23 protein-coding genes are annotated in these 23,187 nt (G+C 71.1%); 10 read left to right on the top strand and 13 right to left on the bottom strand.

Annotated features, from left to right (window positions below; all coding sequences use genetic code 11):
* Nucleotides 1-16: 16 nt before the first annotated feature.
* Together DY245_RS19095 and DY245_RS19090 are read left to right on the top strand one after the other, a co-directional pair.
* Nucleotides 17-250, top strand: coding sequence for a DUF3311 domain-containing protein (locus DY245_RS19095; protein ID WP_128508461.1), 234 nt, complete (start codon nt 17-19; stop codon nt 248-250).
* Nucleotides 247-1,773, top strand: coding sequence for a sodium:solute symporter family protein (locus DY245_RS19090; RefSeq protein WP_128508460.1), 1,527 nt, complete (start codon nt 247-249; stop codon nt 1,771-1,773). The genes DY245_RS19095 and DY245_RS19090 overlap by 4 nt, the downstream gene beginning before the upstream one ends.
* Here DY245_RS19090 and DY245_RS19085 read toward each other — a convergent pair.
* The 3 genes from DY245_RS19085 to DY245_RS19075 form a co-directional block, all read right to left on the bottom strand.
* Entirely contained in the window at nt 1,751-2,713 is a 963-nt protein-coding gene (locus DY245_RS19085; protein WP_128508459.1) for an SCO0930 family lipoprotein, read from the bottom strand. The two genes, DY245_RS19090 and DY245_RS19085, sit on opposite strands and share 23 nt — an antisense overlap.
* Before the next feature lie 179 nt (nt 2,714-2,892).
* A complete protein-coding gene (locus tag DY245_RS19080) occupies nt 2,893-4,425 on the bottom strand; it encodes an NADH-quinone oxidoreductase subunit NuoF family protein (protein ID WP_128508458.1) in 1,533 nt (510 codons plus the stop codon).
* Entirely contained in the window at nt 4,422-5,033 is a 612-nt protein-coding gene (locus DY245_RS19075; protein WP_128508457.1) for a hypothetical protein, read from the bottom strand. The genes DY245_RS19080 and DY245_RS19075 overlap by 4 nt, the downstream gene beginning before the upstream one ends.
* A gap of 716 nt (nt 5,034-5,749) precedes the next feature.
* Between DY245_RS19075 and DY245_RS19070 the strand changes: the two genes are divergently transcribed.
* A complete protein-coding gene (locus DY245_RS19070; RefSeq protein ID WP_128508456.1) occupies nt 5,750-6,550 on the top strand; it encodes a PucR family transcriptional regulator in 801 nt (266 codons plus the stop codon).
* 134 nt (nt 6,551-6,684) lie between these two features.
* On the opposite strand, the gene DY245_RS19065 is transcribed toward DY245_RS19070, so the two are convergent.
* A complete protein-coding gene (locus tag DY245_RS19065; RefSeq protein ID WP_244943127.1) occupies nt 6,685-7,254 on the bottom strand; it encodes a zinc-binding dehydrogenase in 570 nt (189 codons plus the stop codon).
* Between DY245_RS19065 and DY245_RS19060 the strand changes: the two genes are divergently transcribed.
* The gene (locus DY245_RS19060; protein ID WP_128508455.1) at nt 7,222-8,142 is read left to right on the top strand and encodes an AraC family transcriptional regulator; all 921 of its coding nucleotides are present in this window, start codon (nt 7,222-7,224) and stop codon (nt 8,140-8,142) included. The two genes, DY245_RS19065 and DY245_RS19060, sit on opposite strands and share 33 nt — an antisense overlap.
* A gap of 24 nt (nt 8,143-8,166) precedes the next feature.
* Here DY245_RS19060 and DY245_RS19055 read toward each other — a convergent pair whose 3' ends face one another.
* From DY245_RS19055 to DY245_RS19030, 5 genes are all read right to left on the bottom strand, one after another.
* On the bottom strand, nt 8,167-8,640 hold the full coding sequence (locus tag DY245_RS19055) for a GNAT family N-acetyltransferase (RefSeq protein ID WP_128508454.1): 474 nt from the start codon (nt 8,638-8,640) through the stop codon (nt 8,167-8,169).
* A complete protein-coding gene (locus tag DY245_RS19050; RefSeq protein ID WP_128508453.1) occupies nt 8,637-9,491 on the bottom strand; it encodes a serine/threonine-protein kinase in 855 nt (284 codons plus the stop codon). Before DY245_RS19050 ends, DY245_RS19055 begins: the two co-directional genes overlap by 4 nt.
* Nucleotides 9,416-10,096 (bottom strand): hypothetical protein, encoded by a 681-nt coding sequence (locus tag DY245_RS19045; protein WP_128508510.1) that lies wholly within the window; start codon nt 10,094-10,096, stop codon nt 9,416-9,418. The genes DY245_RS19050 and DY245_RS19045 overlap by 76 nt, the downstream gene beginning before the upstream one ends.
* A complete protein-coding gene (locus tag DY245_RS19040; RefSeq protein WP_128508452.1) occupies nt 10,096-10,509 on the bottom strand; it encodes a hypothetical protein in 414 nt (137 codons plus the stop codon). The genes DY245_RS19045 and DY245_RS19040 overlap by 1 nt, the downstream gene beginning before the upstream one ends.
* A 530-nt stretch (nt 10,510-11,039) precedes the next feature.
* Nucleotides 11,040-11,231: a hypothetical protein gene (locus tag DY245_RS19030; protein ID WP_128508450.1), complete on the bottom strand. Its 192-nt coding sequence runs from the start codon at nt 11,229-11,231 to the stop codon at nt 11,040-11,042.
* Nucleotides 11,232-11,474: 243 nt separating this feature from the next.
* Here DY245_RS19030 and DY245_RS19025 point away from each other — a divergent pair, with 243 nt between their 5' ends.
* Both DY245_RS19025 and DY245_RS19020 read left to right on the top strand, forming a co-directional pair.
* On the top strand, nt 11,475-12,755 hold the full coding sequence (locus tag DY245_RS19025; protein ID WP_128508449.1) for an NsdA family TPR-like regulatory protein: 1,281 nt from the start codon (nt 11,475-11,477) through the stop codon (nt 12,753-12,755).
* Nucleotides 12,752-13,285: a GNAT family N-acetyltransferase gene (locus DY245_RS19020; protein WP_128508448.1), complete on the top strand. Its 534-nt coding sequence runs from the start codon at nt 12,752-12,754 to the stop codon at nt 13,283-13,285. Before DY245_RS19025 ends, DY245_RS19020 begins: the two co-directional genes overlap by 4 nt.
* 155 nt (nt 13,286-13,440) lie before the next feature.
* Here DY245_RS19020 and DY245_RS19015 read toward each other — a convergent pair whose 3' ends face one another.
* The 3 genes from DY245_RS19015 to DY245_RS19005 all read right to left on the bottom strand — a co-directional run bounded on the left by DY245_RS19015 (nt 13,441) and on the right by DY245_RS19005 (nt 17,899).
* The gene (locus DY245_RS19015) at nt 13,441-14,892 is read right to left on the bottom strand and encodes a DUF1996 domain-containing protein (RefSeq protein ID WP_128508509.1); all 1,452 of its coding nucleotides are present in this window, start codon (nt 14,890-14,892) and stop codon (nt 13,441-13,443) included.
* Between the two features lie 246 nt (nt 14,893-15,138).
* The gene (locus DY245_RS19010) at nt 15,139-15,786 is read right to left on the bottom strand and encodes a DUF4142 domain-containing protein (protein WP_128508447.1); all 648 of its coding nucleotides are present in this window, start codon (nt 15,784-15,786) and stop codon (nt 15,139-15,141) included.
* Between the two features lie 214 nt (nt 15,787-16,000).
* The gene (locus tag DY245_RS19005) at nt 16,001-17,899 is read right to left on the bottom strand and encodes an AMP-dependent synthetase/ligase (protein ID WP_128508446.1); all 1,899 of its coding nucleotides are present in this window, start codon (nt 17,897-17,899) and stop codon (nt 16,001-16,003) included.
* 163 nt (nt 17,900-18,062) lie between these two features.
* Between DY245_RS19005 and DY245_RS19000 the strand changes: the two genes are divergently transcribed.
* The 3 genes from DY245_RS19000 (at nt 18,063) to DY245_RS18990 (ending at nt 20,473) form a co-directional block, all read left to right on the top strand.
* Nucleotides 18,063-18,368 (top strand): DUF6412 domain-containing protein, encoded by a 306-nt coding sequence (locus DY245_RS19000; protein ID WP_128508445.1) that lies wholly within the window; start codon nt 18,063-18,065, stop codon nt 18,366-18,368.
* Between the two features lie 95 nt (nt 18,369-18,463).
* On the top strand, nt 18,464-19,477 hold the full coding sequence (locus DY245_RS18995; protein WP_128508444.1) for a YidC/Oxa1 family membrane protein insertase: 1,014 nt from the start codon (nt 18,464-18,466) through the stop codon (nt 19,475-19,477).
* 138 nt (nt 19,478-19,615) lie between these two features.
* Nucleotides 19,616-20,473: a fumarylacetoacetate hydrolase family protein gene (locus DY245_RS18990; protein ID WP_128508443.1), complete on the top strand. Its 858-nt coding sequence runs from the start codon at nt 19,616-19,618 to the stop codon at nt 20,471-20,473.
* A 458-nt stretch (nt 20,474-20,931) separates the two neighbouring features.
* Here DY245_RS18990 and DY245_RS18985 read toward each other — a convergent pair whose 3' ends face one another.
* Nucleotides 20,932-22,059, bottom strand: a complete 1,128-nt coding sequence (locus DY245_RS18985; protein ID WP_128508442.1) for a Gfo/Idh/MocA family oxidoreductase — start codon at nt 22,057-22,059, stop codon at nt 20,932-20,934.
* A gap of 56 nt (nt 22,060-22,115) precedes the next feature.
* On the opposite strand from DY245_RS18985, the gene DY245_RS18980 reads away from it, so the two are divergent.
* Nucleotides 22,116-23,187 (top strand): ROK family transcriptional regulator (locus tag DY245_RS18980; protein ID WP_147318351.1); only part of this gene is annotated, 1,072 nt, incomplete at its 3' end.

Here is a 23,187-nt window from a genome sequence, read left to right as displayed (position 1 = left end):
CATAGGCTCTCGCCACGTGCGAAATCAGTCCTCCGGCGGTCGATCCCCGGGCTCCCGAAAGCGCCCCGCGCTGCTGTGGCTGCTGCTGCCGTATGTGCTGTTCCTGGCGGTGCTGCCGCTGGTGAACCGGGTGACACCGACCGTGCAGGGCCTGCCGTTCCTGTTCTTCTGGATGCTGCTGGCGACGCTCGCCACACCGCTGGCGGTGTGGCTGGCGCGGCGCGCCGACCTCAAGCGGGGCCGGTCATGAACGCCGCCGTCGCCACCGCCATCTTCGGCGCCTTCATGGTGCTCACCGTCGCCCTCGGGCTGCTCGCGGTACGCGGCCGCGGCTCCGGCGGGGGCCTTACCGAGTGGTCGGTGGGCGGCCGCAGTCTGGGCACCGTCTTCATCTGGGTGCTGATGGCCGGCGAGAGCTATACGAGCTTCAGCTACCTCGGCGCGGCCGGCTGGGGCTACAACTTCGGTGCCCCGGTGCTCTATGTGCTGGCCTATATGTCCTGCGGCTACGGGATCGGGTACGTCGTCGGGCCGATGCTGTGGGCCTACGCCCGCCGGCACGGCCTGGTCGGCATCACCGACATCGTCGCGCACCGCTACCGGCGGCCCTGGCTCGGCGCCGCCGTCGCCCTCCTCGCCACCGTCTGTCTGCTGCCGTACATCCAGCTGCAGATCACCGGCATGGGCGTGGTCGTCTCCACCATTTCCTACGGTGCCATCAGTCTCAACTGGGCCTACTTCATAGGCTTCGCCGTCACCACCGGCTTTGTCGTGATCAGCGGGCTGCGCGGCAGCGCCTGGGTCTCGGTGCTCAAGGACATCCTCGTCATCGGCACCCTCGGCTTCCTCGCTATCTATGTTCCGTTGCACTACTTCGACGGCTACGGGCCCTTCCTGCACCGGATCGTCGCCGAGAAGCCGCAGTGGCTGACCTTCCCCGGCCATGCGTCGGGCGGACTGGGCCAGGTCTGGTTCATCACCACCACCGTCATCAACTCCCTTACGGTGGTGATCTTCCCGACGACCGTGGCCGGCTACCTCGGTGCCCGCAACGCCGATGCGCTGCGCCGTAACGCCATGTACCTCCCCTTCTACAACGTGCTGTTGTTCGTGCCGATGCTGCTGGGGCTGGCCGCGCTGTTCGTGGTGCCCGGGCTGACCGGCGCGGACTCCAATCTCGCGCTGTTCAAGCTGGTGGTGGACTCCCTTCCGGCCTGGGCCGTGGGTCTGATCGGGGTGGCCGCCGCCCTCTCCTCCATCGTGCCGATGGCCGTGTTCATGCTGGTCATCGGCACGATGTGGGGGAGGAGCGTGCTGGGTGCGATCCCCAAGCTGGCCAACCGGCAGAAGCTGTGGTCCCAGGTGGTCGTGGTGGTGGCCGGAGCGCTGGCGCTGGTGCTGACCTACACCGCCCCCAACACCCTCGTCCGGCTGTCCCTGATTTCGTACGAGGGCATGGCGCAGCTCGTGCCGATGCTGCTGCTGGGGCTGGTGTGGCGGCGGCTGACGGTGCACGCCGCGGTGAGCGGCCTGGTGGCGGGCTTCGCTCTGGTCTGTGTCCTGGTCTTCGGGGGACACGACCCGGTGTGGGGGATGAACGCGGGGATCGTCGGGCTCGCCGTGAATGTGGTGGTGGCGCTCGCGGTCACCTGGCTGGGGCCGCGCGATACGGACGAGCGGCCGGACGCCCAGGTGCTGGCGGTGGACGACGAGTTCCCCCGCGACGAGGCGCTCCGGCAGGGCGGGCCGGTCAGCCCGTCGGCGTCGACGTGATCTTCTTGCCGTCCTTGGAGACCGCGAACCACAGGCCCATCTTGCCCTGGCCGTTGATGTCACCGGGCTGCTTGTCGCCGGTGAAGGTGTAGACCGGCCAGCAGTCGACGGCCAGCTGACGGAGGCCGTCGGGGCGGGTGACGGTGGAGATGAGCTTGGACGGGATGCCCTTCAGCTTGGAGCGGTCGGCGGGCTTGGCGGGCTTCCAGGTGTCCAGGCAGGCGTCGTTGCAGCCGAACTTCATCGGCCAGGCGCTGTCCTTGTTGAAGCGGTAGAGGGTCAGGCCCTGGCCGTCGACGAGGATGTCGCCGAGCTCGGGCTGGTTCTGCACCGAGACATCGCCGGGCTCCTGGGCGACGGCCTTCTTGCCCTCGGCGGTCAGCGCGTTCCAGGTGCCGCCGACGCCCTGGCCCTTGGTGTCGCCGGGCTGGGTGTCCTTGGCGTAGCGGTAGGCGGGCCAGCCGCCGATGGTCAGCTGCTTGGTGCCGTCGGCGCGGGTGACCGAGCCCAGTGCGCTCTTGGCGATGCCCGCGGGGGCGGTCGCGCCGTCGGCGGGGACCGGCGGCCAGGCGGTGGCGCAGGAGCCCGAGCAGTTGGACTTGGGCGGCTTGGCGGTGTCCTTGTCGAAGCGGTAGAGGGTCATGCCCTTGGCGTCGGCCACGATCGGGCCGAGCTTGGCGTCCTGGTGCAGCGCCAGCGTCCCCGCGCTGGGCCCGGCCTGCGGGGCCTTGCCGCTGTCGCCGCCCGCCTGGCCGCCGTACGGGTCGTTGCCCTGGCCGGAGCCGGAGGAGCCGTAGTCGCTGGTGCCCTGGCCTGCCGGCTGGACGGTGTCGGTGGTGGGGGTGCCGGCGCTCTGGTTGCCGCTGGTGCCGCAGGCGGCGGTCAGCGCCAGGGTGGCGAGCGCGGTGGCCGCGAGTCCCGCACGACGTCGAGTGATCATGGGTGTCTCCTCTGTCGGTTGCCGGTTCCATCGCTTGCAAAGTGACGTGCTTGCTGCGTGTGCTGTTGCCGGTCGGTCCCGGCCGGGTGGTCTCGCCGGGGGAATACGGGCTACGGGGTGCCGGGCGTTCAACGGGCGCGAAGTTTTTCTTCTTCGGGTCAAGCAGCCCGCAGGGAGGCTCAGTTGCCGCCCTGTACCCGCAGCGCCAGCGCCGGGCAGCGCCGTACCGCGAGCTGCGCACGGCGCCGCATCCGGGCCGGCAGCGGCATGCTGGCCTGCTGCGGATAGCCGTCCGGGCCCAGCTTCACGATGCCGGGCACCACATCCGCGCACAGGCCGTGGCCGCGGCACAGCGTCCAGTCGACCAGCAGCCGCTCCTGCGGCGGCGCCGGCGCGGCGGCGGGCGTGGCGACCGGTGGCGGCTGGTGCCCGGTGACCGGCAGCGCTCCGGTCACCGGGCGGCCGCACCCGAACCCCTGCGCATGGCGCTCGAACTCCTCGGGGAAGGCGGCGAGGGCCGAGGCGACGAAGCGCGAGGTGCCGTCCGGGTGGCTGCAGGCGCCGCGCTTCTCCACCGCCCGCATCCGGGCGCGCACCGCTTCCAGGGCGGAGTCGCCGCCGCCCCGTACGGCGCGGGCGAGTTCATCGGCGAGCGCGGGCAGGCCCAGTACGCAGGGGCCGCACTGGCCGGCCGACTCGGCGGCCATCCACTGCGCGACGCGTACGGTCTCGCCCGCCGGACAGGTGTCGTACGGGATCGGCAGCACAGCCCCGGCGCCGAGCACCGCGCCGTAGGCGGACAGCGCATCCCGCGAGAGCGTCGCGGTCTGCGCGTCGACGGGCGAGATGAAGGTGCCGTGATAGCCGCCCAGCAGCACGCCCTGCCCCGGGTCGGACCCGCACAGGGCGAGGACCCGGGTGAGCGGCACCCCGTAGGGGACCTCCACGACCCGGCTGCCGCCGACCGTCAGCAGCAGGGTGCCGGGCTCCGTGGGCAGGCCCGCATTGCGGTAGCCGAGTGCTCCCAGGCGGGCGGCCACCGCGAGTTGGGCGTAGGTCTCGGTGTTCGACAGCAGCGTCGGCACCCCGTTCAGACCGCGCTCGCTGGAGCGGACCTTACGGCCCGAGGGCAGGCCCGGGCCGCCGCCCAGCCCGTTGGTCATCGCGGTGCCCTCGCCCGTGACGAACCGCTCGGTCAGCAGGGTGACCCGTAACGCCGGCCGGACCGGGCCGCGTTCGCCGATGGCACGCCGCACCGAGTCCTCGACGTCCTTACGGGTCACCCCGATGGCGACCTCCTGCGCACCGAGCGCCTCGGCGGCCAGCAGCGCGCCGTCGATCACCAGATGCGGGGCGTGCAGCAGCAGCGCGGTGTCCTTGAGGCAACTCGGCTCGCCCTCACTGCCGTTGACGACCACCGCGCCCTTGCCGTCGGACCGTTTCATACCGTCCATGACGGCGGTCAGCTTGCGGGCGAAGGGGAAGCCCGCGCCGCCGCGGCCACGCAGATCGGTGTCCTCGGCCAGCGCCACCAGCTCCTGAGGGGTCAGCCGGGGCAGGCTGCCGTGCCGGGCCAGATGCGCCACCCGGTCCATGCGCGGTGCCTCGTCGAGGCCGGCCAGCAGCCGCGGTGGGCCGAAGGACGCCAGCGTCGGTACGGGCTCCGGGCCCGGGAGGGCCGGCAGCAGACGGGTGGGGGCGGGGGCGGTCATGGGAGTTCTCCTGAGTTCCTGCGTGAGTCGCGCAGCCGCAGTGCGAGCCGTACGGCTACCGCGGCGAGACAGATGGCGTATCCGGCCAGCGCCCAACCGGCTGCGGCACGGCCCGATCTGAGGCCGTGCACCAGGGCCAGCGCCCAGGCGAGGTAGGCGCTCATGTGCAGTGCCCGCCACCAGCGGGAGGCGGCGATGCCGGTGAATGCGCCGCGCACCGCGCCGGTCACCGCGACGGCGAGGAACACATACGCGGCGAGTGTGCCCAGGCCGATGAGCACCGGCCGGGCGCCGTCGGTGAACGGCACCGCTGCGGAGGCCGTGTTGGTGTGACCCTCGGCGATCTTCACCCAGATGTGCAGGCCCAGGAAGCCGAGTCCGGCGACGCCGGTGCCGCGGTGCACGGCCTGGGCGAGCAGCCGGTGGCCGGAGTGCAGCACCATCCGGTCGGTGGCGGCCAGCCCCCACAGCACCGTGACCGACAGCGAGACCAGGGCGAGCACCCCGGCGCCGAAGTCCAGAAAGCGCATGAGGGTGTCCATCGCGCCGGAGTGCAGGGTGACGGCGATGAAGAGCAGCAGTGCGGCCGGAAGTGCCGGGCGCAGCATGGCAGTTCCGTTGTTCCTGCCGGCCGGACGGCGAACCGGCGGGCCGGGTTCGTTCGGCGGGCGCCGGGGGCGGGGCAGCGTGGGCGAGGGCCGGGCGCGGTGTGTTGCTCGTCGGTTCTGCAAACGCGGTGCGGACATCGGACCTCCCGGTGTCGGGGCACGGGTGCGGGATGCGAATTTCTATGAAATCTCCCGGCGGCGGTATTTGCCCCGGGGCTTTTGTTCGGGTGACCCCCGGTAACACTAAACATTCTGTAACCGGGTGGATACGCAGGGCCGTAATCCGGATGTGCAAAAGCATCTACGAGCGTGTTCAGGATTTCGTAAGCTTTATCGCGCTGTGACAAATTCCTGCACCGGCGTCGCGGTCGCGCGGCGGTACTCCGGATGATGCCCAATCAGGCGCACGGGGGCGCCCATCTCCTGTCCCAGCAGCATCCCCCGCCAGGAACGAGGTAGCGATGTGTGATCTCCTGAACCGCATCTGGTCGCGTCCCCGAGGCGAGTGGACCCGGGTAGTGAGAAATGAACTCCCGGGCCTCGCCGAGAAGGTGGTCGCGGAGTTGCAGCGCGGTTTTCCCGCATTGTCCGCACTTCTCGGTGATACTCCCGTAGAAGAGGCGCATTGGGCACTTGAACAGGCCCTGCTGACAGTTCTTGGGTACCAAAACGAGTCGGAAAGTAAACGTCCGGCCGTCCCGTCAGTGGTCACCCCGATGCCCGTGGCACGGGCCCGTCAGGACCTCTTCGATGTTCTCGCCGGCAAACGAGAGGTACCGGACGAGGGGTTGAACGACCTGGCCCGCGCGGCCGGTTGGCCCGTCCCCGACACCCTCCAGGCCGTCGTTCTCGCCACCCCCGCCGAGGCACCCCAACTGGCCGCCGCTCTGGGCCATGCCCTCATCGGCACCGTCGACGGCTACACCTGCCTCTTCGTCCCCGACCCGGCCACCCAGACCCGGCCCCGCCTGGAGGCAGCCCTCAAGGGCCGCGCGGCCGCCGTCGGACACGCCGTACCGTCCACCGACACCGCCTCCTCCCTCCGTTGGGCCCGCTATCTGCTCACCCTGGCCCCCGGAAGGGTCGGCCCGGAGGCCCGACCCGCGTTCGTCGACGACCATCTCTCGGCGCTCCTGCTCCTCCAGGACGAGTCCCTGGCCGACGCCCTGACCTCCCGTTGGCTCGGCCCCCTGGAGGAACTGACACCCCGCCAGAGCGAACGCCTCGAAGTCACCCTGCTCGCCTGGCTGGAGGGCGGTGGCGCGCCGGAAGCCGCCAAACTCCTCCATGTACACCCGCAGACGGTCCGCTACCGCCTCCGCCAGATCGAGAAGCTCTTCGGCCCCGTACTACGCGACCCCCGCGCCCGCTTCGAACTCGAAATGGCCCTGCGCAGCCGCCGTCTGATGGCCCATGTCCGCAGCTACCGCGCCCGCGCCGGCCGCCGTGCCCGCGCCGTCGCCTCCTCCATCCGCCCCCTGGGAATGGCGCGCGAGGCCCGCGTCAACGGCCTTTGAAACAACGGAAGATGACGCACCACCCCCGTTGAGCTGACCACGGCCACTCAACGCGGACCGGCGGCCCCGATACCCGTCAAAAACGGGCTCGGGGCCGCTGCGCTGTACGGCCTCGCCGCCGCACTACCCTCGCTTCACACCCTCACCACGATCTTGCCCATGTGAGTGTTGGACTCCATCAGGCGATGGGCGTCAGCGACCTGCTCCAGGCCGTCGAAGGTCTCGGCGATCACGGGCGCCAGCGCGCCGCTCGCCAGGCCCGAGCCGATGAACGCGGCGGCGCGGCGGCGATAGGCCTCCGTGCGGGCCAGGGCTCCATTGGCATACGTGTGGACGGTGAGCGGCCAGTTCATCGACAGCTGGATGGGGCGCGGGTCCAGCCAGCCGTAGAGCACCGCCGTGCCGCCGGGCGTCAGCGCGTCACCGAGGGCCGCGAAACCGGGGCCGCCCACCGCGTCGAAGGCCAGCCGGGCGCCCTGGCCGCCCGTGATCCGCCTGACCTCCTTCACCAGGTCCTCGGCGTCCGTGGTGATCACATGGGCCGCGCCGAGCTCCAGCAGCCGCTGCCGCTTGGCCTCGCCACGCGTGGTGGCGATCGGGACGGCGCCCATCCGCAGGGCCGTCTGGACCGCGGCCGTACCCACACCGCTGGACGCGCCCGTGATCACCACATGGTCGCCGGGCGCCAGCCGGCCCGTCTCCACCAAGCCCACTCCTCGCGCACGGTCAAGCACGCCCCCTGGGGTGTCCGTTTCCCCGCCTCCGACGGGGCCGGGTTCCATGTCGTGCTCCAGGGCTCGGCCTGGCTGCTGCCGCCCGAGGGCGCCGATCCCGTCCGGCTCGGCCCCGGAGATGTCGTCTTCCTGGCCCATGGCTACGGTCACGGTCTCGCCGACCGGCCCGAAACCCCCCTGGAGGACGCCCAGTTGGGGCCGGACGGCTCCTGGCCCACGCTCCGCCACCGCGGGCCCGTCCACGGTGACGACACCCTCATGCTGTGCGGCGCCTACCAGCTGAACAAGGCGCGGGCCCATCCCCTCCTCACCGACCTGCCGCCCTTCATCCACTTCCCGGCCCGCGTCGGCGCCCACGACCGGCTGCGCTCCGCCGTCGATCTGCTCGGCGCCGAACTCGCCGACCCCCAGCCCGGCTCCGACGCCATCGTGCCCGCGCTCCTCGACACCCTGCTGCTGTATCTGCTGCGCACCTGGTGGCTGGCCGAGCGCCCGGAGGAACCGGCCGGGTGGGCGGGCGCCCTGAGCGACCCGGCCGTCAGCGCCGCGCTGCACGCCATCCACGACGCCCCCGCGAGGCCCTGGACGGTCGAGGAACTCGGCGCCCGGGCCGGCCTGTCCCGCGCCGCGTTCGCCCGCCGCTTCACCGCGCTGGTCGGCCGGCCACCGCTCGCGTATCTGACCTGGTGGCGCATGACGACGGCGGGCCGACTGCTGCGCCAGGCCGACGCCCCCCTGCGCACCGTCGCCGAACGTGCCGGCTACACCTCGGAGTTCGCCTTCGCCAAGGCCTTCAAACGGGAGTACGGGATGGCCCCCGGCCAGTACCGCAAACAGGGCGCCACAAGGTCGGCGTGATCCACCGGATACCCCCCACCCCGCTCAAGTGCACGGCCCGAGCCGATGGATGTCGTACAGCGGCCACCCGTCACGAGTGCCCCGATAGGTGAACCCGTTCTTTGTCAGGACCCTCCCGGAGGCACGGTTGTCGGGGTGGTGCCGGGCGCCGATGCTCTCCAGATCGGCGGTGGTGAACGCGAAGCGCAGCATGACGGCGACGGCCTGAGTGGCGTATCCGCGGCCCCAGGAGCCTTCGTGCAGGATGTAACTGATGCTGGCGTGCTTCTCCGTGCGGCACCGGAGCCTGACCATTCCCATGAGGTCGTCATCGACGGCGATGCCGAAGGCCCACCGGTCACGTGGCAGGGCACGGGCACAGGCAAGCGAGTTCGCCACCAGGGTCAGGGCCTCATCGGTGGTGAGTTCTCGGCGCTCGATGTACGTCAAGGATGCGCCGCTGTAGATCCGCTGGAGGACGGAGGCGTCGTCCATGGTGAGTGCGCGCAGTTCGATCACGTGGCAACCTCCGCCAAGGCTTGGGCCAGTTCGGCGGCTGCGGGGCGTTCGGCGGGCTCGGCGAGGAGGACCGGGCGCAGAACGTCTTGGAACTTTGGCCAGGGGGCCGCGGTGTCGAGGGGGATGCGCCCAGTGGCGAGGTGGGCCCGGAGTTCTGCGGGGGTGAGCCGGTGGGGGTCGATCCCGGCTGCGGCGTAGTCCAGTGGCCAGCGACCGGTGATGCAGGTCCACAGGGTTCCGGCGAGGGCGTACACCTCGGCGGCCGTGCTGGGGGTGACCGGTTGGATACCGGCGTTGATGGACGCGGCCAGTTCTGGCGCTACCAGGTGAGTGATGCCGCCGCGGAAGTCGCCGGCCGGTTCGGTGCCTTCGCGCCAGGACCAGGAGCAGTCGATCAGCCGCACGCCGTGGTCGGTGTGGATGCCGTGGGAGGGCTGGATGTCGGAGTGAACCCAGCCGGAGGCGTGCAGCTCGGCCACGGCCCGGCACAGGTCCACGGACGACGTCAGGGCGCGTCGCCGTCCGCCCGCGCCGCGCCTGACGGGTGTGAAAACCTGCCATGTGGACGGCCCTGTGAACCAGCGGGTCACCAGCCAGGAGAGACCGTCGTCCTCGCCGGAGGCCAGCAGATGGTCAGGCCAGCCGATCGATTCGAGAACTGCCGCCTCCCGCCGGGTAACGGCCGCGCCTTCGCCACCACCGGCCTTCACCGCCACCGCTCCGTCCAGGCCGGTCGCCTTCCAGACCGCAGCCCCACGCCGGTTGGTGATCTCCTTCAGCTCGACCTGCGCGCCGCAGGCTGCTTCGGCGGCGACGCGGGCCGCTGCGGGACAAAGAGGGAACTCGCCCATTGCTTGACTGCCTTCCAATCGCACGGGAGACCCCGGAATACGTCGCGTCCGTCGTCCACGGCTGACGCGAGCGAGTGAGCGAGGTCCGGGGTGTCTTCAAGGAACCGGGGATCGACGGGACGGACAGCGCAGCGCACAGGGAGGAACGAGACAGGCGGAACGGGGATGTGACGTCCCCGGTCGGTGTGCTCCTCGCCCGCCCAGAACTTGCCGAACATCAGCCCCACCGGCCCGTAGAGGTGCTTCAGCGCCCACGGCGGCCACGCCATCAGCTCACGGTGGGCTGCGCTGTCGCCTCCGAGGAGCACGATGTTCTCGCACACGAGCGCGCCGTGGGGCCGGGTCGTCAAGACCCGTATCCACTCCGCGGCCTGCACGCCCGCGTGGAATACCTCGGCTTCGGCCGCCTGGGCATTCCCAGCGATCTCGTACACCGTCCAGCCCGTCAGCCCTCGCGACGCCGATGGCGCGAGGTAGGGGCAGTGGGCGGCCATCGCGCGGAGGTAGTCGGTGATGTCCACCGTCTGCGGCTCGGTGGTGCGGCCCTCCACGAGGCGGAGCGCCCCAGCCGTGGACCGGGACGCTCCGCCGACGGCCGTGGTGATCACCGGACGGTGACCTTCCGCCGCTTCGGGGTTGCTTCGGGATCGCCTGGTGCAGGCGAGCAGTTCCACTCACCCCACACTTCGCCGGTCTCCTGGTAGCGGGCCGAAGCCTCCCGGTCGAACTTGCCGTCCGCGCCTGTGAACCAGATGTCGGGCAGTGGGCCGAACATCTCCTCATACGTGCAGACCCATGAGATCCGGCCTGCACCGCAGTTGCTCACGTGCCCGTACACACGCCCGGCGTGCCGGATGCTGAACTCGGCGTATCCGGGAGTCTGCATCAGCCGATGCCATGCGGCATCGACAGCGGTGGAGAACATCTCCGGCGCGGCGCGGCCGGCTTCGAACTCCCGGGCACTTGCTTCAAAGAACTTACCCAGTTCGACCCGTTCCGAGGTCTGGGTGGGACTCATGCTGTGCTCCTCTCGATGGTGATGAGTGATTGCGGTGCTGGACGACTCGTACCGGTTGGGTGCCGGCGACCGGGCGGCGGCCCGCCGGGTGCACACAGGGGCGCGCGCGTCCGGTGAGCGGGGCATGCGGCCTGATCTGCCCCGCTCACCGGAAGTCACCATCCGCGATCCGCTCAGCTCGCGTCCGCGTCACCTTGAGCGCACCCGAGTCCTCCGCCGGCCACTCCGTACACCCCGGTCGCCGGAGGTAGGGGACGCCTTTGCGAATGTCCGTCACGACAGCTCGAAACCCCGGCACGTACTCCACCTCATCCCCTACCTCCGGCACCCGGTCGACGCTCATCGGAGTGCCTCCTGACCGGTGGGGATACCGACCACGACGGCGCACCCCGCGCATACATGCCGTCCGCCCGGACCAGTGACCTTCTCCCGCGCCAGGCTGTAGACGTGGTGGCAGCGCGGGCACGCGTTGCCCGTGATCTCGTTGACCGTCCACGACTTCGGAGCGGGAACGGCGTTCCACCCGGGAGTCATGACACACCTCCGAGGTCGACGTAGGGGGCCCATTCGCCGGAGCCCCAGCCGAGGGGGTCGCCGTGCTGGCGGCGGAAAGCGCGGGCTTCGGACGGCAGGGGTTCGGTGTCGGACGGTGCGGCGCGGGCCGACCGGGAGTGCGGGGTGGCATCGGCAAGGGTGCGGCTCGGCGTTGGTGCAGTCGGCATCTCGGTCAGTCCTCCTGATCGCTGCTGAGGCGGGTCCGTCCTGCGACGGGGGGCAGCAACGGACCCGCGTAGCCGCGGCGGCGCTCCGGAACACCGGAGCGCCGCGGTCGGCGTATGACCAGCTAACGCGGTGCCAGGGCAGTCTGATTAGGGAGATCAGGCGGCTTTCTCCGCACGACCCCTAGGGCGATTTGGCCACCTGTTTACCTGACGGTGCGTGGGGTGCAGCGCTACGGTGCGTAGATGGACACCACGCGAAATGCGGTGCTTGCGGCGTGGATGGACGAGCATGGCCACAGCTCGAATTCGCTGGCCGAAGCGGTGAATGCGGCAGTCGGCGACCTCACTGGGAGGGTCGGAGGACTGGATGGCTCATCGGTCCGGGACTGGAAAGCGGGCCGGGTGCGGTGGCCGAAGTCGGTGACCCGAGCTGCGCTGGAGAAGGTCACCGGCCTGCCCGCCACCGCTTTAGGGTTCGTGCCTCGGGTCCGGGCCACGTCCGCCCTCGCACCATCGCAGGAGGACCGCATGAAACGCCGCCGCTTCATCACCGCCGGGACGACCGTGGCCGCCGCCGCGGCCACGCCTGCGTTCGCCTCTCCTCGCCGCGTCGGGACAAGTGACGTCGCGCGACTTCAACATCGATTTGCCGAGATCATCGCGAGCGACCACCGTCACGGCGGTCAGCTCGGCATCGAGCAGAAGGCTGCCGCTCTCGCCGACGAAGCTCTCACCCTTCAGAACTCCGGAAGTGCCAGTCAGCGGGTCCGCGCCTACCTGTACGGGTGCGCTGCGGCGTTCCGGTCCTCGGCGATGTGGGCCGCGATCGACGGCCGTCGGTACAACGAAGCGGTCCAGCACATGCGTGAAGCTCAGGCACTTGCCGAGATGGCGACTGACCTTGCGATCAAATTCCGCATCTGGTCGCATGCCGGCACCCTGTACCGGCACTTGGGGCGCCCCGCCGACGCCATCGCCGCGAATGACGTCGCCCGCAACTTGTCCGTCGCCCGCCGTGATCCCCTGTTCGCGTCCCTGGGTCTGGCCAGACAGGCCGCTATTCACGGCGTGGCCCACAATGCTGCGGCCACCCGGCGCAGCTTCGGCCAGGCCCAGGAAGCGATGGACCGCGCCGACCCCGACACCTACCGGCCGGTATGGATGACCTCGTTCTACGACCAGGCAGAGTTGGAATCCCTCGCGCTCTCCGCGTACCTCGCACTCGGCGATTACGAGACGGCCGAAGCGCATGCGCATCGTTGCTTGGCAGCTCTCCGCCCCCACATGCAGCGGTCGAAGGCGATTGCCACGACTCGTCTTGCGCGTGCTCAACTCGGACAGGGCGACTTGGAACCGGCCGCCGTCACCGCCATGTCGGTCCCCGTGAATGCCGCTGCTCATCACCCTCGGGTCGCACGGATGCTCCGCGACTTCAACGCCAAGATCCACAATCTCGCGCCGAACAGTCCAGCCACTCGCACGTGGGACCAGTACGCCCGCGCCACCTGGAAGGAATCGGTATGACGTCCATCATCGAGCTACACACGTTCCACACGCTCGAACCGGCCCGGCAACACCTCGTGGACGTGTACGCCGATGTCCGCGCAGACCTCCTGCACCTTCCGAACTACGCAGTCGCCACGTTTGCCGAGCGTCTTGAACGGCATGCCACAGAATCCGGTTGGGTAGCGGTGCTTGGTTACGACCAGGGCGAGCCCGTCGGCTATGCCTACGCCAACACCATTGACGCTGATGACCGGTGGTGGAAACGCGTAACTCCCGTCCCGCCGCCCGAGTACACCGACCGGCACGCCGTGGCCCTCAAGGAAATCGGCGTTCGCGTTCCGTGGCGCGGCACCGGGGCGGCCCGGCGCATCCACGACGCCCTTCTCGCCGGTCGCAACGAGCCGTACGTCACGCTCATGGTCAACCCGCTGGCCGGGGACGGAAAGGTGCACCGGCTGTACGAGAGCTGGGGGTACAAGGACATCGGCCAGAGCCAGCCATCGGCCGCCTCACCCGTCCTGACCGCGATGATCAGTTCCGTTCGCTGAGCCTGGCTCCAAGACGCCGGCACCGAGGGCGATGCTGTTGGCGAAAGGACTTCGCCAACAGCATTGGAATCGCCTCCCGGCCCGCCGCGTTGTACGGCTCAGGGGGCCCGCGTTCCCCTTAGGGGAGACGTCCCCTAAGGGCCTCTAGAAGTGCATTATTTGCACTCCTGCCCGCTGTTGATGCAGTTGACCGCCTTGCTCATCAGGTTGTCCGGCATCACGTTGATGAAGTCGCCGTGGTCGGTCACCGGCTTGTGGAGTTGTTCGGGGAAGCTGTCCACCGCGAAGCTGTTGCCCTGCGGGACGTCGTAGGTGATGCGCTGGACGAGCTGCGGGATGGCCGTGAAGCCGTTGGGGCAGTTGCCGTTCTGGTCCGAGAAGGTCACGTGGTCGCGGTGGTTGGCGCTGTCGATGTCGCGGCCGTCCCAGCAGTTCTGGAAGGCGAAGGTGCGGACGACCTGGGAGCCGCTGGGGCAGAGCGGGTACTTGTCCTTCAGCTGCCGGTCCTCGAAGCCGGTGCAGCTCCAGGAGGCGTTGGCGTTCTTCGTGCCGTTGGTGAAGGCCTTGGCGTCGCCGGTGATGATGCGCAGGAAGCGGGGCATGGCCCGGACCTGGCCGGCCTGGCTGCCGCGGAAGGTGAGGGTCACCGTGGCCGGGGTCAGGGTCGTGCCGACGTTGGCGTCCTGCGCGGCGCCCGGCTTCTGCTCCGCGTTTCCGTCCAGCTTGCGCAGCACCGGCCAGTAGTGGGTGGACTGGTCGCCGTTGGTGCAGGTGGTGTCGGACTGGGCGAGCTTCTGGTCGTTGGCGAAGGCGTCGGTGGCCTTGTTGCCGACGTAGTCGTGGGTGTGGTGGGCGCCGTTGCTCACGCCCGGGGTGACGATGACGTTGTCGGAGTTGAAGTGGCCGTCCTCATTGCGGCCGCATTCGGTGGTGAAGGTGCCGGTCGAGGCGCCGTTGCCCTGGGGAGCGGCGAAGGGCGGGGTGCCGGCGTTGGGCTGGACGGTGGTGATGTCGATGAAGTCGTCGGGGGAGGGGCCGCCGGGCTGGCCCTGCTGCCCGCCGTTCTGACCCTGGTTCTGGCCCGGGACCTGTCCCTGGTTCTGGCCCGGATCCTGGCTCTGGTTCTGGTCTTGGGGCTGGGGCTGGGGTTGGTTCTGGTACCAGCCGTTCTTCGTGGTTTTTGTGGAGTCGTAGCCGCCGGAGCCGGCCGCTTCGTCGACGGGCTTGGTGGTACAGCCGCTCATCTTCAGCAGATAGCTGGGCCGTTTGGCGTTCTTGGCGATGGCGGTGACCATCGTGCCGATCGTTTTCTGCCGCTGCTGCTTGAGCCGGACGAGGACGGTGCTGCCGCTGCCCTCCATCATCTTGTGGTAGGCGTCGTGCACTTGGCGGTCGAGCGAGGACAGCCCCTTGGAGACCTGGAGCTGGGCGCTGCGCGGCACCTCGCGCAACCGCTCGCCCACGTCGGGGCAGGAGATGGTCGTGGCGGTGATGGTGTGCGAGTGGCCGGCCGCCGGCTCCGGGCCGGAGTTGCCGGCCAGTGCTGTGGTGGCGACCGCCGCCAGTCCGCCGCCGCCCAGCAGGAGCGCGGCCGCGCCCACGAGCATTCTGTTCGTCAATCGCGAGCGTTTATGGGACTGGGCCTGTTGCTGTTGCCGTTGCCTCATGGGATCACTTCGCTTCGTCCGGTGTGAGGGGTGTCGGTTGCTGCGGGTGTCGATTGCAAAGGGTGCTGCGGGTGTTGGTTGCTGAGGGTGTCGTTTCGGTCGGTTCGCAGGTGGTCGGCGGCGGCCGGGCGTCGTCCGGCGTCGGGGCCGGTGTCGCTGCCGTCGTGACACGTCCGCGCGCCCGGCTCAGCTGGTGTGCAGGGTGTTGAAGTCGACGTTGCCGGTCTTCTCCAGCACCGTGATGTGGTCCAGGACGACGGTGTTGGCCCGGTTCGCCAGTGCGCGCACCATCGAGTTGCGGGTCTGGTCCCGGACCATGGCGACCAGCCCGAAGACCTTGCCGTGGGCGCGGCGCAGCAGTTCGGCGAAGAGCGGGCCGAAGTCGTTGCCCTGGGCGGCGTTCAGCTGCCCGAGCCAGCCCTGCTGATCGGCGTTGGGCTGGTTGGGCAGCGGGATGCCCAGTGCCCGCCCGGCCTCGATCGACCGGCGGTCCAGCTCGGTGTGCCCGGCGACGAGGTGGGCGCCGGCCGTGCGCACCGCGGCGGTCGTGCCGCGTTCCTGCGCCTGGCGGCCCGCGGGCAGCTCCCACAGGCCGGCCAGTCTGACCTTGCGTACGAAGTCCCGGTCCATCGCGGTCAGCGGGCCGTAGCGGGTGTTCACCGTCCCGCCGCCGTCATCCTCGTACGTGACCGTGTTGGTCGCCGCCGATGCGGTCTCACCGAAGAGCTGGATGGGCAGCAGCAGTGCCGCAAGCGTGGCCACGAGAGCGGCGACCACCAGACCCGTGGCGATGGTCCGCCCGGATGTTGCGGAGTTGCTGAGGATCGACCGCACACGGCCTCCCGGTTCGTCCCTACTGGAATGCCACCGGACGCTAAGGGCCGCGCCCGGTCCGCGGACGCGGGTCCTCACCCCTGGACAAATAACGGCCGGGTCCGCCGCGACACTGCTACGGTGCCGCGTGCGGGCCCGGCTGCGTGACGGGTGACGTACGCCGGCCTGCGCATGCCCGAAGTGGCCTGCGCGGTAAGGTAGTTGAGGTCTGCGTTCAGCGCGCGTACAGCCCCGCGGCCGCCCACCGACGGCGCTCTTGCCGGGTGTCCGGCGCCTCGCGCTCGCCCTGCGCGTACAGGGCGTCGATCTCCGCCGCATACGCCCGTACGATCGCCGCCCGCCGCAGCTTCAGCGACGGCGTCATCAGCCCGGAGTCCTGGCTGAACTCGCCCGGCAGCACACGGAACGCCCGGATCGACTCGGCCCGCGACACCGACGCGTTGGCGCGCGCCATCGCCCGTCGCACCTCGGCCTGTAGCTGCTCCTCCGGCGACGGTCCCTCGCCGGCCTCGCACGGCTCACCGCGCAACTGCCGCCACTGCTCCAGCGCCTCCGGATCCAGGGTGATCAGCGCGGTCACATACGGCCGGTTGTCGCCGACCACCACACACTGCGAGATCAGCGGATGGGCGCACAGCCGCTGCTCCAGCCCCTGCGGGGCCACGCTCTTGCCGTTGCTGGTGATGATGGTGTCCTTCTTGCGGCCGGTGATGACGAGATAGCCCTCCTCGTCCAGGTGCCCGAGGTCACCGGTCGGCAGCCAGCCGTCGTACAGCCCGTTGCCCGGCTCGCCGTCGTCGTCGAGATAGCCGGCGAAGACCACCGGGCCACGCACCCACACCTCCCCGTCCAGCGCCAGATGCACCGCGCTGCCCGGCAGCGGCAGGCCCACCGTCCCGAACCGCACCCTGCCCGGCGGCTGCACGGTGATCGCCCCGGTGGTCTCCGTCAGGCCGTAGCCGTCGTAGACGGTGATGCCGATGCCGGCGAAGAGCAGTCCCAGCTCCCGGAAGAGAGGTGAGCCGCCGGAGACCGCCGTGCGTACCCGGCCGCCGAGCAGCTCGCGGATGCGGGAGTACACCAGCCGGTCGTAGAGCGCGTGCCGGGCCCGCAGGAACGGGTCGGGGCCGCGCCCGGTGCCCTGCGCCTGCTCGGCGAGCGCCTCCGCGTGGCGCACCGCCACCGTCATCGCCGCGTCGAACGTCCGCTGCCGGCCCGCCCGTTCGGCGGCCAGCCGGGCGCGGGCACAGATCTTCTCGAAGACGTACGGCACCGCGAACAGGAACGTCGGACGGAAGGACGCCAGGGCCGGCAGCAGCTCGTCCGAGGACGGGTCGGGCTGGTGCGCCAGCTTCACCCCGCCGCGCAGACACGCCACCTGCACCATCAGCCCGTAGACATGCGCGAACGGCAGAAAGGCCAGCAGCGAGGGGCGCTCGCCCGGCGCGGCCAGCAGACCGCCCCAGCCCGCGTAGAGGGTGTCGCACTGGGCGGCGAGATTGGCGTGCGTGATCACACAGCCGCGCGGGCGCCCCGTGGTGCCCGAGGTGTGGACGATCGCGGCGATACCGCCCGGCGTGACCGCATGGCGCAGCCGGTGCACATCCGCCTCGGGCAGCCGGGTGCCCTCCTCCACCAGCCGCTGTACGCAGTCCAGGTCCAGCTGCCACAGCCGGCTCAGCCGGGAGCGCTCGTCGCAGGCCTCCGCCACGGTCATGGCCTGTGCCTCGTTCTCGACGATGATCGCGGTGACCTCCGCGCCCGCGAGGATGCAGCGCAGCTGCTCGGCCGACGCGGTCGGGTAGACCGGTACGAGCTGGCCGCCGATGGCCCACAGCGCATAGCTGAACAGCGTCCACTCGTACCGGGTACGGGACATCAGCGCGACCCGTGTGCCGGGCCGCACCCCGTCCGCCAGCAGCCCCCTTGCCAGCGCCATGACCTCGTCGCGGAATTCCGCCGCGGTAACCTCCTGCCAGTTGCCGGATCCATCGGTGTCGCGGCGGGCGAGCTGAGCGAAGTCCGGCTGGTGTGCGGCGGTTTCGAAGACGGAGTCGGCCAGACCGCCGGTCCGCAGTGGAGCCGCCAGGGCCGGAACGCTGATGTCGCGCACAGCACCTCCTAGGTGTTCCCCCTTGGTTCCCCCCTGGTCCACCGCCGTCCCGGCGGCAGGGAGGGCAAGTTACCGGCCGGTCTCCCGACTGCCCAGATCTATGGCTACTCTTGAGCGGAAGACGACAAGTCTTGGAACGAGCCATACGCGAGGAGGGCGCCTGATGTACCGCATCGTCGATGCCTGGCGCCTCTACACCTCCGCGCTCTTCTTCCTCCTCGCCGAACTCCTGCTCGCGCAGAGCGGTCTGACGACGGCTCTGACCGCCGCCGCGACCACCGCCGCCGTGCTGCTCCTGTGCAGCGCCTTCCTGATCGCGGCCTGCGCCCGGCCCGTACCACCGGGCCGGATCCGGACCGCCATCCGCGACCGCGAGCGACGTACGGCCTTCCTTCCGCAGCGCGATCCCGACGCGGCCGGCCGGCCGCGCCCCCGAGCACCGGGCCGTCCCCTCCCGACGGCCGCGTAGGCGCACGCTCCGGGCAGCACCCCGCTTTTGCGTCCGCGCGGCTCGTCACGCCGAATCCACATCCCGGCACGACGAGACCCGTGGAGGGCTCACCCATGTCCGTTTTCGGCTTTCTCGGCGATGCGCTGACGCGCGGCGCCCAAGCGATCGATCCGCTCTTCGGCACCGCCGCCATGGCCGTCGCCATCGTCCTCTTCACCCTTGGCGTACGCGCCGCGCTGCATCCGCTCGCCCGCGCCGCGGCCCGCGGTGAGAAGGCCCGCTCCGCACTCGCCCCGCAGATCGCCGAGCTGCAGCGCAAGCACAAGGGCAACCCCGAGCGGCTGCAGAAGGCGATGTCCGACCTCTACGCCAAGACCGGCTCCTCACCCCTGGCCGGCTGCCTGCCGACCCTGCTCCAACTGCCCGTCTTCTTCCTCATGTACCACCTCTTCTCCACCGGGGGCGGCGGTCTGCTCGACCACACGCTGCTGGGCGCGCCGCTCGGCGGCCACTGGCGCGAGGCGCTCGCCGACGGTGGTTTCTTCGGCCCGCAGGGCCTGGTCTACCTCGCGCTGTTCGCCCTGGTCGCGGCGGTCGCCACCTGGAACTTCCGGCGTGCACGGGCCGCGGTGGCCAAGGCTCCGGCACCGGCCGCGGGCGGCAACGGGGGGAGCGCCGCACTGCCGGGGATGGCCTCCATGGCGAAGGTGATGCCGCTGCTGTCGTTCGGCACGCTGATCACGGTGGCCGTGGTGCCGCTGGCCGCCGGGCTCTACATGGTCACCACGACGATCTGGACGGCGTGCGAACGGGCGCTGCTGCACCGGGACCGGGAGTCGGGTGGTACGCAGCAGTCGGCCACCGTGGCCGCCCCGGCCGAGGCACCGGCGTCCGCACCGGCCGGCGACGCGTCCGGCGACCGTGCCGCGCGGCAGCGCTCCACCCAGCAGCCCTCCCTCCAGCAGCGCCCCGCCCAGCAGCGCTCGCCGAAGAGCCGCGCGGCCCGGCAGCGGGCGGCCCGGGCCAGGGCCAATTCCCAGGCCAATTCCCAGTCCAAGGCCCGCTCTGCCGGCGCCGCGAAGCCACTGGAGGCCGCCCCCGAGGAGATCGTTACTACCGCTCAGTAACGGTCCAGTCCTTGAACGGGGTCTTGCGGACTGGACCCCGTTCTTGGAGGATCGGCCAAATCGCTCGATGGCCGTCCCCCATCGGCCGGCCCGGAAGGCCCCTTCCAGGGCCGACCTTCGACCACGGGAGTTGAACCGATGAAGCTGCTGCGTGTCGGAACGGTGGGGGCGGAACGCCCGGCGCTGCTCGACGAGACGGGGGTCCTGCGGGACCTGTCGGGCCTGGTGCCGGACATCGACGGAGCGCTGCTCGCGGACGACGGGAAGCTGGCCCGGATCCGTGCCGCCGCCGCGTCCGGCGAGCTGCCCGAGCTGGACGCCGCCGGGCTGCGCACCGGTCCGCCGGTCGGCCGGATCGGCAAGATCGTGTGCATCGGGCTGAACTACCACGATCACGCCCGCGAGACGGGGGCCGCGACCCCCGAGGAGCCGATCATCTTCATGAAGGCCCCGGACACGGTCGTCGGCCCCGACGACACGGTGCTGGTCCCGCGCGGCAGCGTGAAGACCGACTGGGAGGTGGAGCTGGCGGTCGTCATCGGCCGTACGGCCCGCTACCTGGAGAGCGATGAGCAGGCGCTGGCGGCGGTGGCCGGCTATGCGGTGGCGCACGACGTCTCCGAGCGCGCCTTCCAGATCGAGCGCGGCGGCCAGTGGGACAAGGGCAAGAACTGCGAGACGTTCAACCCGCTGGGCCCGTGGCTGGTGACCGCCGACGAGGTGCCCGACCCGCAGGCGCTCGGCCTACGGCTGTGGGTCAACGGCGAGCTGAAGCAGGACGGCACCACCGCCGAGCAGATCTTCCCGGTGGCCGAAGTGGTCCGCTACGTAAGCCATTTCATGACGCTGTACCCGGGCGATGTCATCAACACCGGCACCCCGGCCGGCGTCGCGATGGGCCGGCCGGAGCCCAAGCCGTATCTGCGGGCCGGTGATGTCGTGGAGCTGGAGATCGACGGTCTGGGCCGTCAGCGCCAGGAGCTCAAGGACGCCTGACGCTGCGCTTGGCTGCCTTCCCACGTTTTCGGCTGTCCCGCCGTGGTGGTTGTTCGCTGTTGTTCCCCCACTGCCTGAAGGGCGTGGGAGGTACCCCCACGCGGCGGGCGTGGGTTGGTCGGGTGCGGTGACGGCCCTCCGGGGCAGGGTGTCCGGACTGCTTCGCTTTACGTCCGGACACCCTGCCCCTCCGGCCCGTCCCCTCCCGTGGGTGGGTGGGGAGAGGCCGGTGGGGGGCGGGCGTGGTCCGTCGGCTGCGCGCGCGTGATCGCTTACGTGCACCCCCACCGGTCGTTTCCCCTCCCCAACGGGAGGGGGCGGACCGCAGGACGGAGTCCGGAGGGCCGGTCCCGCAGCCGAACAGCCCCGCGCAGCGGCACCAGCCCGCCGCGTGGGGGTACCTCCCACGCCCTTTAGGCGGTGGGGGAGTAACGGCGGGACCGCCAAACACGCGGGAATCAGCAAAGCGCAGCGGAGGGGCCCGCCTCGATCCGCACCGTACGGCCCTCGGCGGCCGAGAGCTTGGCGGCCTCCAGGACGCGCAGCGCGGCCGCGGCCTCGGTGGCGGTCACCGGCGGCTCGCCGCCCTCACGCAGGGCCCGGGCGATCGCGGCGTAGTACGCGGGGTAGTCGCCGGGGAGGGTCGGCACCGGCTCACCGCCGCCGTTGCGCGGGGACGCCCCGGCGCCCATCCGGCCCCAGCGGGACTTCTGCTCCACGCCCCACTCCTGGCCCTCGTCGCCGGGGCGCCGGCCCTCGCGCAGCGCCTCCTCCTGCGGGTCCAGGCCGTGCTTGGTGTAGCCCGCCTTGCTGCCCAGCACCCGGAAGCGGGGGCCCAGCAGGGCGGCGGTGGCACTCACCCACAGATGCGAGCGGACGCCGTTCGCGTGGGTGAGGGCGATGAAGGTGTCGTCGTCGGCCTCCGCGCCCGGGCGGCGGATGTCGGACTCGGCGTAGACCTGGACGACCGGGCCGAAGAGGGTCAGCGCCTGGTCGGCGAGGTGGCTGCCGAGGTCGTAGAGCAGCCCGCCGATCTCCGCCGGGTCGCCGGACTCCCGCCAGCCGCCCTTGGGCTGCGGCCGCCAGCGCTCGAAGCGGGACTCGAAGCGCTGGATGTCGCCGAGCGCGCCGTCCTCGATCAGCTTGCGGACGGTGCGGAAGTCGTTGTCCCAGCGGCGGTTCTGGAAGACGGAGAGCAGCAGCCCGCGGTCCTCGGCGAGCGCGGCGAGCTTCTCCGCCTCGGCGGCGGTCGCGGCCAGCGGCTTGTCGACGACCACCGGCAGACCGGCCTCCAGCGCGGCGGTGGCGAGCGGCACATGCGTCTTGTTCGGCGTCGCCAGCACGATCAGATCGAGGTCCGCGGCGCGGTCGAGCACCGCCTCCGGGGTATCGACCGTACGGACCTGCGGATGCTCGGCGCGGGCCTGCGCCTGCCGTTCGGGATCGGCGGTCGAGACGGTGTCGAGCAGCAGGTCTTCGGTGGCCGCGATCAGCGGGGCGTGGAAGACCGAGCCTGCCAGGCCGTAGCCGATGAGGCCGACGCGGAGCGGGCCGTGGGGGGTGGGGGTGCCGGTGGAGTCGCTCATGCCCTCCACTTAAGCAACGCTGTTGCCAAAGTGCAAGCGATGCGGACAATGGGTGGGTGAGCAGCAACGACATCACCCACGGCGGCTTCACCGGCAACCCGGGCGCCAACCTCCCCGCACTGCGCGGCCACAACACCGCGCTGGTGCTCGGGCTGCTGCGCGCGGCCGGCGAGGAGGGGGTCAGCCGTCTGGAGCTCGCCGCGCAGACCGGCCTCACCCCGCAGGCCGTCAGCAAGATCACCGCACGGCTGCGGGCCGAGGGCCTGGCCGCCGAGGCGGGCCGCCGCGCCTCCACGGGCGGCAAGCCCGCCACCGTCCTACGGCTGGTCCCCGGCGCCCGGCACGCCGTCGGGCTGCATCTGGACCGCGATGAGCTCACCGCCGTACTCGCCGACCTCGCCGGTGACGCGGTCGCCGTACGGCGCGCCCCGCTCGCCTTCGAGGCGGGCGCCGAACAGGTCCTCGCCACGGCCGCACGGGAGGTCGCGGCGCTGCGCGCGGCGGCCGGCGGCCCGTTGGTCCTGGGAGCCGGCGTGGCCTGCCCCGGCCCGCTGGACCACACCACCGGAGTGCTGCACCGGGTCACCGGCGCGCCCCGCTGGGACGGCTTCCCCCTACGGGACGCGCTCGCCGAACGCCTCGGTCTGCCCGTCGCACTCGACAAGGACACCAACGCGGCCGCACTCGGCCTGGCCCAGGGCATACGGGCCGGCGCCGGATCCTTCGGCTATCTGCACCTGGGCACCGGCCTCGGCGCCGGACTCGTACTGGGCGGCAGCCTCTACCGTGGGCCACGCACCGGCGCCGGTGAATTCGGCCACCAGGTCGTCCAGTTGGACGGGCCGCTGTGCGGCTGCGGCCGGCGCGGCTGTATCGAGGCGCTGTGCCTGGCGGCGATGGCCCGCGGCGATCTGCCGGGCGCGGCACACGCGCTGGGTGTGGGCGCGGCCAACCTCGTCGAACTCCTGGACATCGACCGTGTGCTGCTCGGCGGCCGGACCGTACTGGAAAACCCCGACGCGTTCCTGACCGGAGTGGCCCAGGCCCTCGCCGCCCAGGCCCGCCTCCGCGGCCGAACCGGCCCCGGCCCCGCGGCCGCGGTACCGGTGGCCCTCGCCCCGGGCGGCG

This window comes from Streptomyces inhibens, assembly GCF_003389455.1.
GTDB classification, from domain to species: domain Bacteria; phylum Actinomycetota; class Actinomycetes; order Streptomycetales; family Streptomycetaceae; genus Streptomyces; species Streptomyces inhibens.
This window is presented reverse-complemented; position numbering and strand designations above follow the sequence as displayed.

Bases quoted from the DNA above. Each gene is read 5' to 3' on its own strand.
- DY245_RS19075 (WP_128508457.1), bottom strand. From the start codon at position 5,033: ATGCTGCGCCCGGCACTTCCGGCCGCACTGCTGCTCTTCATCGCCGTC.
- DY245_RS19000 (WP_128508445.1), top strand. From the start codon at position 18,063: ATGTACCGCATCGTCGATGCCTGGCGCCTCTACACCTCCGCGCTCTTC.
- DY245_RS19085 (WP_128508459.1), bottom strand. From the start codon at position 2,713: ATGATCACTCGACGTCGTGCGGGACTCGCGGCCACCGCGCTCGCCACC.
- DY245_RS19060 (WP_128508455.1), top strand. From the start codon at position 7,222: ATGGTCGCCGGGCGCCAGCCGGCCCGTCTCCACCAAGCCCACTCCTCG.
- DY245_RS19025 (WP_128508449.1), top strand. From the start codon at position 11,475: ATGGACACCACGCGAAATGCGGTGCTTGCGGCGTGGATGGACGAGCAT.
- DY245_RS19080 (WP_128508458.1), bottom strand. From the start codon at position 4,425: ATGACCGCCCCCGCCCCCACCCGTCTGCTGCCGGCCCTCCCGGGCCCG.
- DY245_RS19040 (WP_128508452.1), bottom strand. From the start codon at position 10,509: ATGAGTCCCACCCAGACCTCGGAACGGGTCGAACTGGGTAAGTTCTTT.
- DY245_RS18985 (WP_128508442.1), bottom strand. From the start codon at position 22,059: ATGAGCGACTCCACCGGCACCCCCACCCCCCACGGCCCGCTCCGCGTC.
- DY245_RS19070 (WP_128508456.1), top strand. From the start codon at position 5,750: ATGCCCGTGGCACGGGCCCGTCAGGACCTCTTCGATGTTCTCGCCGGC.
- DY245_RS18995 (WP_128508444.1), top strand. From the start codon at position 18,464: ATGTCCGTTTTCGGCTTTCTCGGCGATGCGCTGACGCGCGGCGCCCAA.
- DY245_RS18990 (WP_128508443.1), top strand. From the start codon at position 19,616: ATGAAGCTGCTGCGTGTCGGAACGGTGGGGGCGGAACGCCCGGCGCTG.
- DY245_RS19090 (WP_128508460.1), top strand. From the start codon at position 247: ATGAACGCCGCCGTCGCCACCGCCATCTTCGGCGCCTTCATGGTGCTC.
- DY245_RS19020 (WP_128508448.1), top strand. From the start codon at position 12,752: ATGACGTCCATCATCGAGCTACACACGTTCCACACGCTCGAACCGGCC.
- DY245_RS19050 (WP_128508453.1), bottom strand. From the start codon at position 9,491: ATGGGCGAGTTCCCTCTTTGTCCCGCAGCGGCCCGCGTCGCCGCCGAA.
- DY245_RS19030 (WP_128508450.1), bottom strand. From the start codon at position 11,231: ATGCCGACTGCACCAACGCCGAGCCGCACCCTTGCCGATGCCACCCCG.
- DY245_RS19015 (WP_128508509.1), bottom strand. From the start codon at position 14,892: ATGCTCGTGGGCGCGGCCGCGCTCCTGCTGGGCGGCGGCGGACTGGCG.